This is a genomic window from Paenibacillus lacisediminis (genome assembly GCF_046567315.2).
On record NZ_JBKIAX020000005.1, the window covers coordinates 145,938 to 162,352 of the forward strand.

General features: G+C 52.2%; 12 protein-coding genes. 7 read left to right on the forward strand and 5 right to left on the reverse strand.

The window, feature by feature from the left end:
- Nucleotides 1-11: 11 nt before the first annotated feature.
- A complete protein-coding gene (locus tag ACLD72_RS11855; protein ID WP_458475780.1) occupies nucleotides 12-194 on the reverse strand; it encodes a hypothetical protein in 183 nt (60 codons plus the stop codon).
- A 376-nt stretch (nucleotides 195-570) separates the two neighbouring features.
- Nucleotides 571-1,248 (reverse strand): lactate utilization protein, encoded by a 678-nt coding sequence (locus ACLD72_RS11860; protein WP_410999592.1) that lies wholly within the window; start codon nucleotides 1,246-1,248, stop codon nucleotides 571-573.
- Between the two features lie 113 nt (nucleotides 1,249-1,361).
- Here ACLD72_RS11860 and ACLD72_RS11865 point away from each other — a divergent pair, with 113 nt between their 5' ends.
- A complete protein-coding gene (locus tag ACLD72_RS11865; protein ID WP_410999594.1) occupies nucleotides 1,362-2,045 on the forward strand; it encodes a Crp/Fnr family transcriptional regulator in 684 nt (227 codons plus the stop codon).
- A 257-nt stretch (nucleotides 2,046-2,302) separates the two neighbouring features.
- Here the strand turns inward: ACLD72_RS11865 and ACLD72_RS11870 are convergent, their stop codons facing one another.
- The gene (locus ACLD72_RS11870; protein ID WP_410999799.1) at nucleotides 2,303-2,560 is read right to left on the reverse strand and encodes a ParB N-terminal domain-containing protein; all 258 of its coding nucleotides are present in this window, start codon (nucleotides 2,558-2,560) and stop codon (nucleotides 2,303-2,305) included.
- Between the two features lie 341 nt (nucleotides 2,561-2,901).
- Nucleotides 2,902-3,804 carry an AraC family transcriptional regulator gene (locus tag ACLD72_RS11875; RefSeq protein WP_410999598.1) on the reverse strand — a complete coding sequence of 301 codons (903 nt, stop codon included), beginning with the start codon at nucleotides 3,802-3,804 and terminating at the stop codon, nucleotides 2,902-2,904.
- Between the two features lie 137 nt (nucleotides 3,805-3,941).
- On the opposite strand from ACLD72_RS11875, the gene yicI reads away from it, so the two are divergent.
- The 6 genes from yicI to ACLD72_RS11905 all read left to right on the forward strand — a co-directional run bounded on the left by yicI (nucleotide 3,942) and on the right by ACLD72_RS11905 (nucleotide 14,753).
- On the forward strand, nucleotides 3,942-6,260 hold the full coding sequence (gene yicI, locus ACLD72_RS11880) for an alpha-xylosidase (RefSeq protein ID WP_410999600.1): 2,319 nt from the start codon (nucleotides 3,942-3,944) through the stop codon (nucleotides 6,258-6,260).
- A 331-nt stretch (nucleotides 6,261-6,591) separates the two neighbouring features.
- Nucleotides 6,592-8,376, forward strand: coding sequence for a sensor histidine kinase (locus ACLD72_RS11885; protein ID WP_410999602.1), 1,785 nt, complete (start codon nucleotides 6,592-6,594; stop codon nucleotides 8,374-8,376).
- A 94-nt stretch (nucleotides 8,377-8,470) separates the two neighbouring features.
- A complete protein-coding gene (locus tag ACLD72_RS11890) occupies nucleotides 8,471-9,448 on the forward strand; it encodes an ABC transporter permease (protein ID WP_410999604.1) in 978 nt (325 codons plus the stop codon).
- A 15-nt stretch (nucleotides 9,449-9,463) separates the two neighbouring features.
- A complete protein-coding gene (locus ACLD72_RS11895) occupies nucleotides 9,464-10,369 on the forward strand; it encodes a carbohydrate ABC transporter permease (RefSeq protein ID WP_251593995.1) in 906 nt (301 codons plus the stop codon).
- 135 nt (nucleotides 10,370-10,504) lie between these two features.
- A complete protein-coding gene (locus ACLD72_RS11900) occupies nucleotides 10,505-12,220 on the forward strand; it encodes an ABC transporter substrate-binding protein (protein WP_410999606.1) in 1,716 nt (571 codons plus the stop codon).
- A gap of 121 nt (nucleotides 12,221-12,341) precedes the next feature.
- On the forward strand, nucleotides 12,342-14,753 hold the full coding sequence (locus ACLD72_RS11905; RefSeq protein WP_410999608.1) for a glycosyl hydrolase family 95 catalytic domain-containing protein: 2,412 nt from the start codon (nucleotides 12,342-12,344) through the stop codon (nucleotides 14,751-14,753).
- Nucleotides 14,754-15,530: 777 nt separating this feature from the next.
- On the opposite strand, the gene ACLD72_RS11910 is transcribed toward ACLD72_RS11905, so the two are convergent.
- Entirely contained in the window at nucleotides 15,531-16,364 is an 834-nt protein-coding gene (locus ACLD72_RS11910; protein WP_410999610.1) for an AraC family transcriptional regulator, read from the reverse strand.
- Between the last annotated feature and the right edge of the window lie 51 nt (nucleotides 16,365-16,415).

The following is a 16,415-nucleotide window of genomic DNA, read 5'->3' on the forward strand; positions in this document are numbered from 1 at the left end:
GGAAGCAAGACTTAACTACTGAGAGCTACTAGGGAAGCGATTGCGGATCGCAGTTGTTCGGCAATGATTTTGCGTTCGTAAATCTCACAAGGGGAAAGGGATACAAAAAGAATATTCTTTTCAATTTCGTCATCAGCGTCCAGTGAATAGTGGGCTTTGTCATAGAAGCGGCGGCGAATGTAATTCTTCTCCAACCGTTCTGCTTCCAGCAAAGCGTCCTTTATTTCGTTGGGTATATTAACAAAAAAGTCTGAATTATAAAACGGTTAAAAATCCCGCAGATTGATTTTTGCCATAGGGCATTCCTCCATTTCGATTTTTTAGGGATTAATGAATCGAAATGGAGAGGGGGAGAGCGGCAGCGGAGCCGGTCTGCATTTATTATAATTTTTTTGAACTTTTGGAGAAATGGAACGTCAGCTAAGCCAAACCGTTGCAATAAAACAACGGTTCCTCCCAAATATGAAATAGCGGCTTTGGATTCATGAGATCCTCCTATCCTAAAGCCGCTATTAATGAAATTTTGGACTTTTATATGCCGTTTGGCAGCTATTAAACTATAATCCTTATTCAAAATCCCAAAGATTCACCAACGAGGATAATCTTTATTCTCCCCGCTGGTTTACACATTCTTGTTTGGACGATGTAAGAACAGATACAATCATCTGTTTTACAATCTCCGCAAGCACCATTAATCAGGCAGGGCGTTTTTTGCGGCGAATGTAAAAATGGGCTGGACGAGCACGAACAGCGGTACACATTAATGGGGGCCGCATATGTTCTGGCTCTTATAACTGCGTCTTCAGCGGTCTTACAAACCTTATTCATCCCAACGATAGCAATAACACTTTTCGGTCCAAAGGTAATCGCCGCCGTTCGATTGCCCACACTGTCTACATTGACCAATATGCCATCTTCGCTAACTGCGTTAATGCTCGTTAAATAAGTGTCGCACAAAAGAGATTGGCGCATGAGGTCATAACGTTCATCCATTGTTTGCGCTTTATCACGATCAGTGATTATATAGCTACCTTGACGTACTCGATTAAGGAGCCCGATTTCCTCAAGCGTGACTGACCCACCCCATGATACCGAAGAATGTTCCGGAATAAATGATAGTGCCTTTTCTACAGCTTCTATGGCGTTATCACAGTAATAAGCCTCAAACTTTCTGCTTTGCAGATTTTTAATAACCTTTGATGCTAAAAGCCGATTTCTCGCTTTTATTGAATTTTCTTTCCCTTGCATTGTTCTTCCTCCATTCTGACGTTAGAAAAGGTGACTAAATTTCTTGTGTATTCACGATTAATATAATATAGTAAAAGGAAAAATTATGTTGCATGTGCAACGAGGGGCCTCTCATGAACAACTTAGATTCCCTATGTCAATCACGTTTATTTTCGGGGATTTCACCAAATGATATTCCCCAAATGCTTAAATGTCTGTCAGCCACACGGAAAGAATATGCAAAAGATGAGATGGTTGTCCGTGAGGGCGATTTAGTTGATGATGTCGGCATCATATTGCAGGGTAGCGCTCAAAGTACGAAATTGAGCGTCACGGGAAAACAAATTATTGTATCCCTCCATTATCCGGGCGGATATACCGCTGTTTTAACAGCGGCTAGCCGTGGAAGAAGATGCCCTATGTCAATACAGGCATTGGAGCCGCTTGAGGTTCTGTTTATTCCTGTCAAAAGCATATTGAGCCGTTGTACGAAGCTTTGTGTGGCTCACGAACAATTACTTGGAAATCTTTTTGATAGTATTGCAGAACGAGCATTAGAACTGCATGACCGAAACGACTGTCTGATTATGCCTACTATTCGGGATAAGGTCTTAACTTATTTAACAAGAGTTATGCGTGAAACTGGAACAGAAACTTTTACTATTCCTTTTGATAGAGAAGCGATGGCCGAGTATTTAGATGTAGATCGAAGTGCTTTATCCAGAGAGCTTGCATGGATGAAGCGGGACGGCTTGATTGACTTTTATAGAAACGAATTTAAGCTATTGCAAAAAGCGGTAGAAAAAGATTTTCACTAACCGGCAAGCAGGGCAAGTGTATTGACACTTGCACATTTTTGAGATTTTCCCTTGCGGGAAAACTCAAAAATTGCTTGTTGGGGAGTGCCTTCCCCAAACCCTACGACTTCGGGCCAACTTGGCCCGAAGTCGATGCTTCGCACCTCATGTTGCGTCATGTCCGCTATCGCTCCATTTCCTTATTTTTCTGCGCGTCCGTCAGGCCGAGCAGATGGTCTATATTGCTTTTCACCGTTACAATTTCCTGCATGGCCTTTTTAGATTTTGTTGCGTTCGGCTACAATCTCATTGGAGCGTTGCCCGTTGCCGGTACGTGGACCCTGCTTTTTGATGGCTTCCAACTGCATTTGCAGGGCTTTGGCCCGTTCACTGGGCAGGATATTTTCACGCTGATTGGTGTTGTCCTCTACCATCTGCGTGATGGCCTGTTCGTCTGTCATGTTGCGGATAATACAAGGCATATCCGCAAATCCGGCTAATTCACTGGCTTTCTGGCGGCGGTGGCCGGATACGATTTCATAGCCGCCATTTCTTCATCATTACGAACCTGAAACGGGTGGTCTTTGAAAGCGAAAAGCTCGGAAAGATTAAGGTAAACAATCTGTTCCTGTTCGCCGGGGCGTGGTGCTTCCCTCGGTTCGGGTTTTTCCTCTTTATCTGTTTTATGGCATGAAAAAAGGGACTTGATTTTTTAGGTCAAGCCCCAACGGGATATTTGCAATCCCTCCTTTCAACTTCGGGGCAAGTTGACCCGAAGTTCCGCTATCCAGATACAAAAATACCGCCCATCTTGTCCCATTGGGCGGTATCCTGTGTAATTTTGCAGTTTTCCTTAATTAACTGGTTCAGTTGAGCCCTAAGCCTCGACCGGTTCTTGCAGCTTTTTGCGGAATTCCGAAGGCGAGCAGTTCATCGCCTTGCGGAACACCCGAATAAAGTAGCTGATGTTGTCGTATCCGACCTCGAGCGCGATGTCGGATACTTTCCGCTCCGGCTCGCGCAGCAGTTCGGTGGCCTGGCGGATGCGGTACGAGTTGATGTAATCGATCGGCGTCTGCCGGGTCATCGACTTGAAGAAGCGGCAAAACTGCCCTTCGCTCATCGGAATCAGCGCGGCGAGCTCAGCGAGGCGGATCGGATGGCCGTAGTTTTGCTGAATGTGCAAAATGACCGTTTTCAGCCGCTCGATTTTGGACGATTCGCTGCGGCTGCTGGCTATGCGGCTGACGGCCCGGCCTTCGGCGGCGATTTCGGCCAGCATCAAATACAGATGGCCTTTCACCGCGCCTTCGTATCCGGTCGTTTCGTTGCTGCAGACTCGCATCATCGCGAGGATGTGCTCAAGCAGCGAAATTTCAAAAGGCTGCTCCCGGCGGATATGGCGGGGGAACGTCGCTTTCCGTTCCTGCAGGGGGAGAACGAGATTTTCCTGGACCGCGTCATAATGTGCGCTGGCCAGCAGCTGTGTATCGAACACGAGGGAGAAAAAAGTGCAGCCCAGATCCCCGAGCGCATGCGCGGCGTGAATGTCGCCCCCGTCGATAAACACCGCTTCCCCGGCGCGAACCGGAAAATAATCGGTGTCGACCTGGAATAACGTTTCCCCTTCAAGGCAATAAAAAAGCTCGGCTTCCTCGTGCCAGTGGCAGTCGATGACATGCTCGCCCGGCCCGAAGCGGTACCAGTATGTGCCAAACGGCAGGCGCTGTGTGCCGTGGCTTTTATTCTCATGCAAAGAGCGGCGGAGTGCTTGGTCCATCCATCATCACCTCATCAATATAGTGTTATATTATCGTCGAATTATGTTAGTTTATTGTGATGCGTATCAGTATAATGCAAGTATAGAACGTTTTTCACCGTAAAACAATGCGATATGAGGAAGGACGGTATTGAAAAATGAAATTTACCGATGGCAACTGGCTGATTCGCGATGGGATTACGTTATCTCCTGCGGTACAAGCTTACGATTTTCAAGTCCAAAACAACACGCTGATCGCTTCCGCTTCAACGACGCCGCTGCGCGGCCGGGGTGACATGATCAATACAACGCTGCTGACGATGCAATTCCATTCCCCGCTTCCCGGCGTGATCGGCGTCAAGCTGATTCATTTTGCCGGCGTTGTGGACCATGGTCCTCACTTCGAGCTCAACGAAGGCGGAGCCCATGCGGAAATTACCGAAAACGAGCAATATGCCGAACTAAAAAGCGGCAGTCTGAGCGTCCGCATCAACAAAGGCGCGCAGTGGTCGGTCGATTTCTATCGTGGCGACGAGCGGATTACCGGCAGCCGCTTCAAATCGATGGCTCATGCAACGGAATCAAACGGCAATACGTATATGCGTGAGGAGCTCGATCTGCGTGTCGGAGAATGGGTATACGGCCTCGGAGAACGCTTTACGTCGTTCCTGAAAAACGGCCAGATCGTCGATATCTGGAACAAGGACGGCGGCACCAGCTCCGAGCAGGCGTACAAGAACATTCCTTTTTACGTCACCAATAAGGGGTATGGCGTACTCGTCAACGATCCGGGAGCGGTTTCGTTTGAAGTCGCTTCGGAAAAAGTGAAAAAAGTGCAGTTCAGTGTTCCCGGAGAATCGCTGGAATATTTCGTGATTGATGGTCCCGAGCCAAAAGACGTGCTGAACAAATACACTGATTTGACGGGCAAACCTTCGCTTCCGCCGGCCTGGACGTTCGGCCTCTGGCTGACGACCTCTTTTACGACCGACTACGATGAAGCGACGGTAAACTCCTTCGTGGACGGCATGGCGGAGCGCGATCTTCCGCTGCACGTCTTCCATTTCGACTGCTTCTGGATGCGGGAGTTCCACTGGACGGATTTCAAGTGGGATGAGCGCGTTTTCCCGGATCCGGTTGGCATGCTGAAGCGCCTCAAAGAAAAAGGGCTGAAAATTTGTGTGTGGATCAACCCGTACATCGGCCAGCGCTCCCGCCTGTTTGAGGAAGGCAAGAAAAACGGCTATTTGGTGAAAAAAGCGAACGGCGACGTATGGCAGTGGAACCTGTGGCAGCCGGGCATGGCGCTTGTGGACTTCACGAACCCAGCCGCTTGCGAATGGTTTGCCGGCTACCTGCGCGAACTGGTCGACATGGGCGTTGACTCGTTCAAGACCGACTTCGGCGAGCGGATTCCGACGGACGTCGTTTATTACGACGGCTCCGACCCGATAAAAATGCATAACTACTACACGTACCTGTACAATAAAGTCGTATTTGAAGTGCTGGAAGAAAAATTGGGCAAAAACGAAGCCGCCCTGTTCGCCCGTTCCGCAACGGTCGGCGGCCAGAAGTTCCCGGTTCACTGGGGCGGCGACTGCTACGCCGATTATGAATCGATGGCGGAAAGCCTGCGCGGCGGCCTGTCGCTCGGACTCGCCGGCTTCGGCTTCTGGAGCCACGACATCGGCGGATTCGAAAACACGGCCCCGGCCCATGTATTTAAACGCTGGCTCGCCTTCGGCCTCCTGTCCAGCCACAGCCGCCTGCACGGCAGCAGCTCGTACCGGGTGCCTTGGGCTTACGACGACGAAGCCGTCGACGTCACGCGCTTCTTTACGAAGCTGAAATGCCGCCTGATGCCTTATATGTTCGACACGGCGGTGCAGGCGACACAGCAGGGCGTGCCGACGATGCGGGCGATGTTCCTGGAGTTCCCGGACGACCCGGCGTGCGATACGCTGGACCGTCAGTATATGCTGGGCGACTCGCTGCTTGTGGCCCCGGTATTCAGTGAAAAAGGCGCTGTCACGTATTATTTGCCGGAAGGCAATTGGACGCATTTGCTGACCGGAGAAGCGGTGGAAGGCGGTAAATGGCGCAAGGAAAACCACGATTTCTTCAGCCTGCCGCTGTTCGTCCGCCCGAACTCGATCCTGGCCACCGGGGCGAATGACACGCGTCCGGATTACGATTATGCCGACGGTGTAGAACTCGGCTTGTACCAGCTGGCCGACGGAGCCGCGGTATCCCGCACGGTGCGCAATGCCAAAGGGGCCGCGGAGTTGAACGTGACGGTATCCCGCAATGGCAACGTTGTGACGTTAAGTGCCGAGGGCGCCGGCAAGCCGTTCCGCGCCGCACTGCACGGCATGGGCGAAATCGCCTCCGTCCAAGGCGGGACGCTCGCCGCGAACGGAACCATTGAAGTGGCTGCGTTCACCGGCAAGGCGGAGCTGCAAATCACCTTGAAATAATGCTTCATTGCCTGTCGCGGCGACGGCGCGAGGGTGTACAATTAAACACGGACAGACGGACCGTAGAGAACGGCCGCCTGGAAATATCCCCTTTTCCCCTTGGCAAGAGGGGATATTTTCCTTTTAAGTGAGTGTTCAAAAAGTCAGGTTTTCAGCACCGAGAAGGTTGGATGAAGCTAGGGGCTGAGGAGCGGAGCGTACGTTTTGGGTACGTGAGCACCGGAAGGCCCGGCTGAATTCAAGATTCGACGTCGAGTTCGCTTATTGACCTGCTTCGTGATCAAAAGATGACTTTTTGAACTACCTCTTTAAGGAGGCGTCATTTATTCCAATGATCAGTAAAATCGTACAGTTCACGAATAACTTAAAACTCAAGCACAAACTGCTCATCTCCTATATCGTTGTCGTGATGATTCCCGTGTTGATTGTCGGCGCTGTCGTCACCGCATACTTCCGCAATCAGGCGATGGACCGGGCGATCGCCCAGACCACCAACAACGTCGAAAGGGTGAAATCGCGCGCGGCGTCGATGCTTCGCGTGCCCAGCGACATCTCGGATATTTTTATGCTGGATGAAAAACTCGAAACCCTTGTCACTACCCGCTATCCGTCGGTGCTTGAGCTGACCAAAGCTTACCTGAACTATAACGATTTTCGTAGCTACGTTAGGCAGTACCGGGAAATTTCGGGGATTCGGTTCTATTTCGACAATCCTACATTAATCAACAACCTCGAGTTTATACCGGTCGATGAGCGGACCGCGTCGGCGAACTGGTACCGGCGGGCGGTGTCCGAAAAAAGGATCGGCTGGTTTTATATTAACGACAAAGAGGATGTGGAGCTTCCCGTCCGCAAATTAAGCCTCGTCCGCCAGATTTCGTTTGAAGGCACGCGGAAAAGCGGAGTGCTTATGGTCGTTCTGAATCAGGACGAACTGAACCGGATGCTGCAGCAGGAGCCTTTTGAAACGTTTATCGCCGATGAGCAGGGGTATGTTGTGGCTGCGAAAAACCCGTCATTGGTTGGCACGACGCTGGAATCGCTCGATTTCGGCATTGATTTGCGGGTCCTGCAAAAAGGGACGTTCAAGGCGGATGTCCAAGGTGCGCCTTCTTACCTGGTGGTGGATACCTTGCTTCCCGATTCAAGCATGAACGGGCTGAAGATCGTATCCGTGTTTGCGACGGAGTCGATCGTCAAGAGCGCCAATACGGTTAGCCTTTTTGGAATGGGGATCATTTTACTCGTCCTGCTTATCGCCTTCGTGTTCGTTTATATCGTTTCTTTTTTGACCACGAGCCGGATGCTGCGGTTAAGCCGTCACTTAAACCGGCTGGCGCTCGGGGATCTGACCGTCGTATCCCCGATAGACGGGAATGATGAAATCGGGCATTTGTCGCGCCAATTCAACTACATGGTCGGCAGCATCAATCAGCTGATGCATCAGGTGGTGGAAAAAACGGAGCAAAACAACGCCCTGGAGCTGGCGCAGCGGGAAATCAAGCTGAAAATGATGGCCAGCCAGATCAACCCGCATTTTCTGTTTAATGCGCTGGAATCGATCCGGATGAACGCGCATCTGAAGGGGGATAAAGAGATTGCCAACGTCGTGCGCCTGCTCGGGAAAATGATGCGGAAAAGCCTTGAAGTCGGCCGGGAAAACACACCGCTCAAAGAGGAATTGGAAATGGTGCGCTCCTACCTGGAGGTCCAGAAATTCCGCTACGAGGACCGCCTGAAATACGAGCTGCGGATCGATCCGGCGGCGGAGGACATCCGGGTGCCGCCGCTCATCATTCAGCCGTTGGTGGAAAACGCCGTCGTTCACGGCGTAGAGGGCAAGGAGGACGGCGTCAGCGTGGAGATCAGGGTGGAAGTGAAAGAAGCGCTGGTGCATGTGACCGTCAAAGACAATGGAACAGGGATGACGCCGGAGCGTCTGGAGGAAGTGAAGCGTTCCATTGCTGCCGCCGAGGAAACTCAGCGGACGCGGATCGGCCTGCGCAACGTCCATCAAAGATTGGTGTTGTCCTATGGAGAGGAGCACGGTCTGCAAATAGCCAGCACGCCTGGATCCGGAACGGAAATTACCTTTACGCTGCCGGTATATGTCTAATTTTTATATGGTTTTGTTTGAAATCTGTCGGGTATTTCCATTCTTCCCCTTCGCTTATGATAGAACTATAGAAATGAAAGGGGGACTGGAACCTGTGGAAACGCTGTCATCAAAGCCCGGCACTAATGTAAGCGTTGCCCCTAAACCGCAAAAGAAGCGGAGAAAAGGTACCTGGCAGAGTTTAGTGCAGCAAAAGTATTTATACTTGATGTCCATGCCGTTTGTCATATGGTTGTTCGTATTTAACTATGTTCCGATTTGGGGCTGGACGATGGCTTTTCAGAATTATAAGCCGGCCAAATCTTTTACCAACCAGAAATGGGTGGGGTTCGATAATTTCGTGGAGTTGTTCCAGGACGAAAGGTTTTATCTCGTGCTAAGAAACACGCTGGCCATGAGCGTCATGGGGCTGATCGCCAACTTTATTTTTCCGATCGCCTTTGCGGTGCTGCTCAATGAACTGCGGGGCAAATACTTCAAGCGTACGATACAGACGGTTTCCTATTTGCCGCACTTCGTATCCTGGGTCGTTGTAGCCGGGATCATCACGAAAATGCTTTCCAACGACGGCGGGATCGTCAACGAGCTGCTGATGGCGCTTCATATTACCAACGAACCGATTCAGTTCATGTCGCAAGGGAAATGGTTTTGGGGGATTGTAACCGCTTCCGATGTATGGAAGGAAACCGGCTGGAACGCCATCATCTATTTGGCGGCCATTACGGGGATCGACAAAGAGCTTTATGAAGCCGCTCGTGTCGACGGGGCCGGCCGTTTCCGGCAAATCTGGAACATCACCCTGCCGGGGATTCGGACAACGATTTCGGTGCTGCTGATCATGTCGATCGGCCATTTGATCGGCATTGGCTTCGAGAAGCAGTTCCAGCTCAGCAATACGCTGGTCACCGACTATTCCGAAGTCTTGGATATGTACGCGTTGAAGTACGGTATTAATATCAGCCGTTTCTCGTACGGTACGGCGATCAGCATGTTCACTTCGGTTGTAGGCATCATCCTGCTGCTCGTAGCCAACGGCGTTATGAAGAAAACGACGAAAGAAAGCATTATGTAGGGGGAGGGAACATAGATGGCAAGCAGCAGCAAAGCGTTCAACCTCACCAGAGGCGAAAAAGCGTTCAATGTTTTCAACTTTATTCTGATGTCGGTCATTTTGATTATCACGCTGTACCCTTTCCTGAACGTGCTGGCGATATCGCTTAACGATTCGACGGATACGGTCCGGGGCGGCATTTACATCTGGCCGCGCGAATTCACCTGGAAAAACTACGAAACGATCTTCGGTTATACCACCCTGATTCAGGGCTTCAAAAATACGATCCTCCGGACGGTGCTGGGCACCGTGCTTGGGCTGATCAGTTCTTCGATGCTGGCCTTTACGCTCAGCCGGCCCGATTTCAAATCGCGCAAATTCGTATCCACGTTCCTGGCCCTGACGATGTACTTCACGGGCGGTCTGGTGCCGACGTACATGCTGATGCGTCACCTCGAACTGATCGGGACGTTTTGGATTTATATTCTGCCCACTTTGGTCAGCGCCTTTAACGTATTCGTCATCCGCTCGTTTATCGACGGACTGCCGTATGCGCTGCAGGAATCGGCGAAGCTCGACGGGGCCAACGATTTCACGATTTACTACAAAGTGATCTTGCCGCTGTGTAAGCCAGTTTTAGCGACGATCGCTTTGTTCCTGGCGGTGGGCCAGTGGAACTCCTGGTTTGATACGTATTTGTACAACGGCAGCAAACCGCATTTGACGACACTGCAATACGAATTGATGAAAATATTGCAAAGCACCAACCAAGGCGCGAATATGGCAAATGCCAACGATTTGGCCAACCAGATGGCACAAGTGTCGCCGGAATCGATCAAAATGGCCATCACCATCGTCGTTACTGTTCCGATTCTGGTCGTGTATCCGTTCCTGCAGCGCTATTTTGTCGACGGGATGACGCTGGGTGCGGTTAAAGCTTAAGATGATTGGCTCTCAGCCGGTAGACGCAGGTCTATATAAGTTGAACTAAAGAACTGCGGAAGTTAGGCAAGATCAACTTATATAGCCTGTTATACAATATATTTTTTTGAATAAGAATACGGAGGGAAAGAATACATGAAATGGAAAAGCCCTAAAACTTTCGCGGCGATTTTGCTGGCCAGCACCTTGCTGGTCGGAGGCTGCGGCAGCAACAACGGCGGGTCCGGCGGCTCCGGCGCAAATGGCGGAGCGAGCGATGATACGAGCCCTGTCACCTTTACATTTTTCGGTGCTGACGCCAGCCCGAACTGGAACAATATGCAGGATGAAGTGGGGAAAGTCATAACCGAAAAAACCGGCGTAACGATCGAAGCCGAATTCGACGTGGGCAGCGGCGGCGGCGACAACAAAGTCGCCTTGATGGCGGCGAGCGGCGATGTGCCTGACCTGATTTTCGCCAAAGGGAATTTGTCCAAACTGGTGGATGCCGGCTATATCGTGGATATGACCGATCTGATTGAGGAGCACGCGCCAAACATTAAGAAAATATTCAGTGAAAATATGAACCGCCTAAAATACAGCAATGAAGATCCGGCGATTTATTCGCTCCCGACCAACGTTGGCGTGGATCAGCAATATTTTGATGCTGGCGGCGGGTTTGAAGTTCAACAACGCGTCTTGAAGGAACTCGGATATCCGAAGGTGAACACGGTGCAAGACTTTGAAAACGTCCTCAAGCAATATGTGGAAAAACATCCAACCACGGACGGACAACCGACGATTCCGCTGACGTTGAACGCCGACGACTGGAGAATCATGATCTCTGTTACGAATCCGGCATTTATCGCTACGGGCGCTCCGGACGACGGCGAATACTACGTGGACCCGCAAACCTACGAAGCAAAGCTTCATTATAAGCGTTCGGAAGAAAAGGAATATTTCCGTTGGCTGAACCACATGTACAATGAAGGTCTGCTTGATAAAGACACGTTTGTGCAAAAAGACGACCAATACAAAGCGAAAATCGCCAGCGGCCGCGTGCTTGGCCTGATCGACCAGGAATGGGGTTACATGGATGCCGAAAACGCGCTGAAAACGGCCGGCAAAGACGAATACACGTATGCGCATTTCCCGGTCACGTTAAGCGAAGAGTATAAAGACCACTCCTTCCAATCCGCCGGCATTGACGGTTACGGCATCAGCATTACGACCGAATGCAAAGATCCGGTGCGGGCGATTAAATTCATCGACTGGCTTTCTTCCGATGAAGGCCAGGTCCTGGTAAACTGGGGGATTGAAGGCAAACACTACACGGTTGACGAGAATGGCAAACGCGTTATACCGGACGAGATTACAGATCGTAGGGTAAATGATACAACGAATTTCACGAAACAGACCGGTCTCGGCAATCCGGACGGTTTATACAAAATCTTTGGCGCCCGCTACGGCGACGGTGTTAAAGATCCTTCCGGCAATTATTATACGACCAACTTCCCGGAACAAATCGTAGAGAACTACACCGAAGCCGAGAAGGAAACGCTGAAAGCTTACAATGCAACCACCTGGAAGGATCTGTTCCCGCAAGAGGACGAATTCCCGGCTAAAGAATGGGGCGCTCTGTACAACATGCCGGTTCCGACAGACGGGGATTATCAGGTTATTTTCCAGAAAACGCAGGACATTATCCGCAAACGGATTCCGGAAGCCATTTTGGCCAAGGAAGCGGACTTCGACAAGGTGTACGACGCTTTCCTCTCCGAACTGGACAAAGCCGGGGCCGCGAAAATGGAAGCCGAATATACCGAACTCGTTAAGAAGAGAGTCGAATTGTTCACCGGCAAAGAATTGTGATAAAACAGGACTGTCGGGGATACCCGTAAATATGGAAATGAACGAAAAGGCCCGTATTTTCATCGGGCCTTTTCTGCGGATTTATCGTAAAATCTAGAGGTGTACAAAAAATCGGGAGAAGGTGGCCAAACTGGTACGTTCAGCAGAAGCCGGATGGAAGTTATGGTATAAGCAGCCCGCATCGCGTTGGGAGGAAGCGCTTCCTGTAGGCAACGGGCGAATCGGCGGCATGATCTATGGTGGGGTGCGGCAGGAGCTTATCGCTTTAAATGAAGATACGCTCTGGTCGGGTTTCCCCCGCGATACGCAAAATTACGACGCGCTGCGGCATTTGAAAAAGGCCCGGGAGCTAATATTTTCCGGGAAATATAAAGAAGCCGAGCAGTTGGTTGAAGCCAAAATGGTCGGCACAGGGACCGAAGCGTACCAGCCGCTGGGCAATTTAAAGCTGGAGCTGTTGGAAGATGTTCCGGAGATTTCGGATTATTGGCGGGATTTGGATTTGGACGCGGGTGTGGCGACCGTTTCTTACCGGCTTGGCGGGACGGTCTATAATCGCGAGGTGCTGGTCAGCGCGGTGGATCAGGTGCTTGCGTTACATATTAGTGCTGAAGGAGAGGGGACGATCGACCTTTCTGTGTCCCTCGATTCTCCGCAAGTGTTCCGAACGGAAGCACTTCCGGGGCGAGTGGGGATTGTCATGAAAGGACGCTGCCCCAGCCATATTGCCGACAATTACCGCGGCGACCACCCGCAATCCATATTGTATGAAGAGGAATTGGGGTTATCTTTTGAAGCGCATATGCATGGGCTAACAGAAGGCGGAACCGTCGGGGCGGATGAGTCCGGCCGGCTGATCGTCCGCGGAGCGCGGAAGGCGATGTTTTTGCTGGCTGCGGCTACCGATTTTGCCGGATATAAAACGATGCCCGGGACGGGGATGGCTGAAGGTGAACTTGGTGAAAAATGCAACGCTGTTTTGAAGGAAGCGGCTTCGCTTGGCTATGAGCGGCTGCGGGAAAGACATATCGCGGATCACCGCGGCTTGTTCCGCCGTGTCGAGCTGCGGCTTGGGGGCGGGGAGGCTTCGGAGATGCCTTCCGCTGAAGGGCTTGCGGGCACGGAGCTTTCGCAACTGCCCACCGACAAGCGGCTCGAAGCTTATCGCGATGGAGCGCAGGATCCGGAACTGGAAGCGTTATATTTTCAGTACGGCCGCTATTTGCTGATGGCCAGCTCCAGACCGGGAACGGAACCGGCCAATTTACAGGGAATCTGGAATCCGCATATTCAGCCGCCCTGGAACAGCGGGTATACGACCAATATCAACGCGCAGATGAATTATTGGCCGGCGGAGGTGGCCAATTTAAGCGAGTGTCATGAACCGTTGTTCCGGCTAATCCGGGACCTGAGCGACACGGGGGCGAGAACCGCGCGGATTCATTACGGCTGCCGGGGATGGACCGCTCACCACAACGTCGACCTGTGGCGCCAATCGACGCCGACGGACGGCCAGGCCAATTGGGCGTTTTGGCCAATGGGCGGCGTATGGTTGTGCCGCCATCTTTGGGAGCATTACGAATTCGTGAGGGATGATAAGTTCCTGCGGGAGACCGCCTATCCGCTGATGAAGGGGGCGGCGGAATTTTGCCGGGATTGGCTCGTTCCGGGCCCGGACGGGCTGCTGACGACAGCACCGTCGACCTCGCCGGAAAATCAGTTTCTGACGCCCGAGGGCGAGAAGTGCAGCGTATCGGCGGGAACGACGATGGATCTGACGCTGATTCGCGAGTTGATTGAGCATACGATTCGGGCGGCGGAAATTTTGGGCGTGGATAAGGAGTGGCGCCGTGAACTGGTGGAAATTGCGGAACGGATGGCCAAGCCGCAAATCGGCCCGGACGGCAGGCTGCAGGAGTGGAGCGAGAACTTCGCCGAACCGGAGCCGGGACACCGTCACGTCTCGCATTTGTATGGGCTTTATCCCGGCGATTCGATTACGGTGCGGGATACCCCGGAGCAGGCGGAAGCCGTACGGAAATCGCTGGCATCCCGCATCCAAAACGGCGGCGGCCATACCGGCTGGAGCTGCGCTTGGCTGATCAATCTGTACGCGCGTCTGGGGGAAGGCGAGACGGCGCACCGGTTCGTGGAAACGCTGCTGTCCCGTTCGACGTATCCGAACCTGTTTGACGACCACCCGCCGTTTCAGATTGACGGCAATTTTGGCGGGGCGGCAGGAATCGCTGAGATGCTGCTGCAAAGCCATATGGACGGCATCGATTTGCTGCCGGCGCTGCCCAAGGCCTGGGCGTCCGGCCAGGTCAAAGGGCTGCGGGCGCGCGGCGGATTTACCGTCGATATAACCTGGGAGAGCGGCGGGGTCGCATCGGCCTGCATCACATCGGCTGTCGGCGGATGGTGTACGGTGCGCGGCCTAAACGGACGGCGGATTCATCTCCCGGACGGAAGCACCGCCGGGGACGGGGAACGCTTTTGGACTGAAGCGAATACGTCGTATTGGATTCGGTAGGCTTTCTGCGCAGGAGCTAACCCTCTAGCTAACGGACCTGGATGACCTTATTTGCCTGAAAAGACGCTAAGTTTACTTCTAACGGACAGTAGAGCCGCTATTTGCTCAAAAAAGGCTCGAAATGTGCGCATAAGCGCCCAATAAGGTCTATGGTGTCCGTTACATTTTGTAAACTGTTGATTTCGCCGAAATAACGTCGCTGATGTCCGTTAGGATTCTCTTTATGGCCAAAGTAGCCTACTGGCTAGTTAAAACCGAACAGTATGCAATACAGTTGTATGGAAAAATCGGGGCATCGTGCAGGAATACCTGAATTTTTGCAGTATTGTGCCCGCCGGAAATCTAACGGTTGTAGCAGCGGCTATTTTACGGAAAATGACCTTTTCTAGATTCTAACGGTTGTGATCGCCGTTATTTGCCCTAGTCGAGGTGAAAATAGCCCGGTTTTAGTGAAATAAGCCCTACAGCAACCGTTAGAGTTCGAAATCGGCGTTTTTGGATCAAATAGCGGCTGTGGCATCCGTTAGAGTTTGTTTTTTGGTCAGAAACGATATGTTGCCGCATCACTGGCCGCCGGAACTGTTTGGACATCGTGCCGGGCCGAAATGGCGATCGTCGGAACTTGGTGTGTGTACGCCCGGTCAAGCTTTATGGCGATCAGCGTTACTTGGGGCGTTTACGCCGGGCTGTGCTTAAGGCAACCACCGGCCATCCCTAATGCAATTTCGGCTACCTTAATGCAACTCCGGCCACAACCGATGCAACCACCGGCCGCATCTAATGCAGCCGCCGGAACTGCTGCGGCGTCATGCCGGTATGCTTGCGGAACGTGGCGACGAAATGGCTGGCGTCACGGAACCCGGTTTTGCCGGCGATGGCGGCTACGGTAACTCCCGGTTCGCCGGCCAGATGCTCCTTGGCTTTATGGATACGCATTTGGGTGAGATAAGCGTATGGGGATACGCCAAGCGTATGCTGAAACAGCTTGCTTAAATGACGCCCCGACATGCCGATGACTTCGGCCAGTTGATCCAGACCGGTGTCGGGGTTGCCGTACTCTTGCTCCATCCAATGCAGCAGCGGCGCCAGCTTCGCCATATTGCGGGAGACGGACATGTTGCTGGCTTGCCCGAATTTGCTGAGCATGCCCAAAAAACGGTAGGTGCCGGCCGACGTCTCCAGGCCGAACAGGTCGGTGCCGCTGCCGACCTTGTTCAGCATTTCGCCGAGCAGCGGGACTAGAGGAGCCTCCTGGTCCCAGCGGAATAAGGCGGAGTCGCGGATGCCGAAAGCCGACAAAATCGCCGCGGCAGCCACGCCGCCGAAGGTTAGGTAATACGTTGCCCAGCCGGCGCCCCGCTTCGCCTCATAGGCGTGGGGCATCCCGGGAGGCAGCAAAACGCCGCAACCGGACGATAACACGACACTTTCGCTGCCGTAGGTAACCAGGCCTTCGCCTTCTTCGGTTTGCAGCCAATGATAATAGGGATATCCGTTCGGACGGGTGATTTTTTCCTGACTCGGATTGTAACCGATGCTCTCCACAAGAAGCGGAAGATCGGGGTTGGCGGCGGGAGAAAAAACAAAACGGGTAAACGCGCGTGCGCTCATATTTTTCCCTCCTGGGATGAGTTCCACATTATTATATATCAAAACAATAAT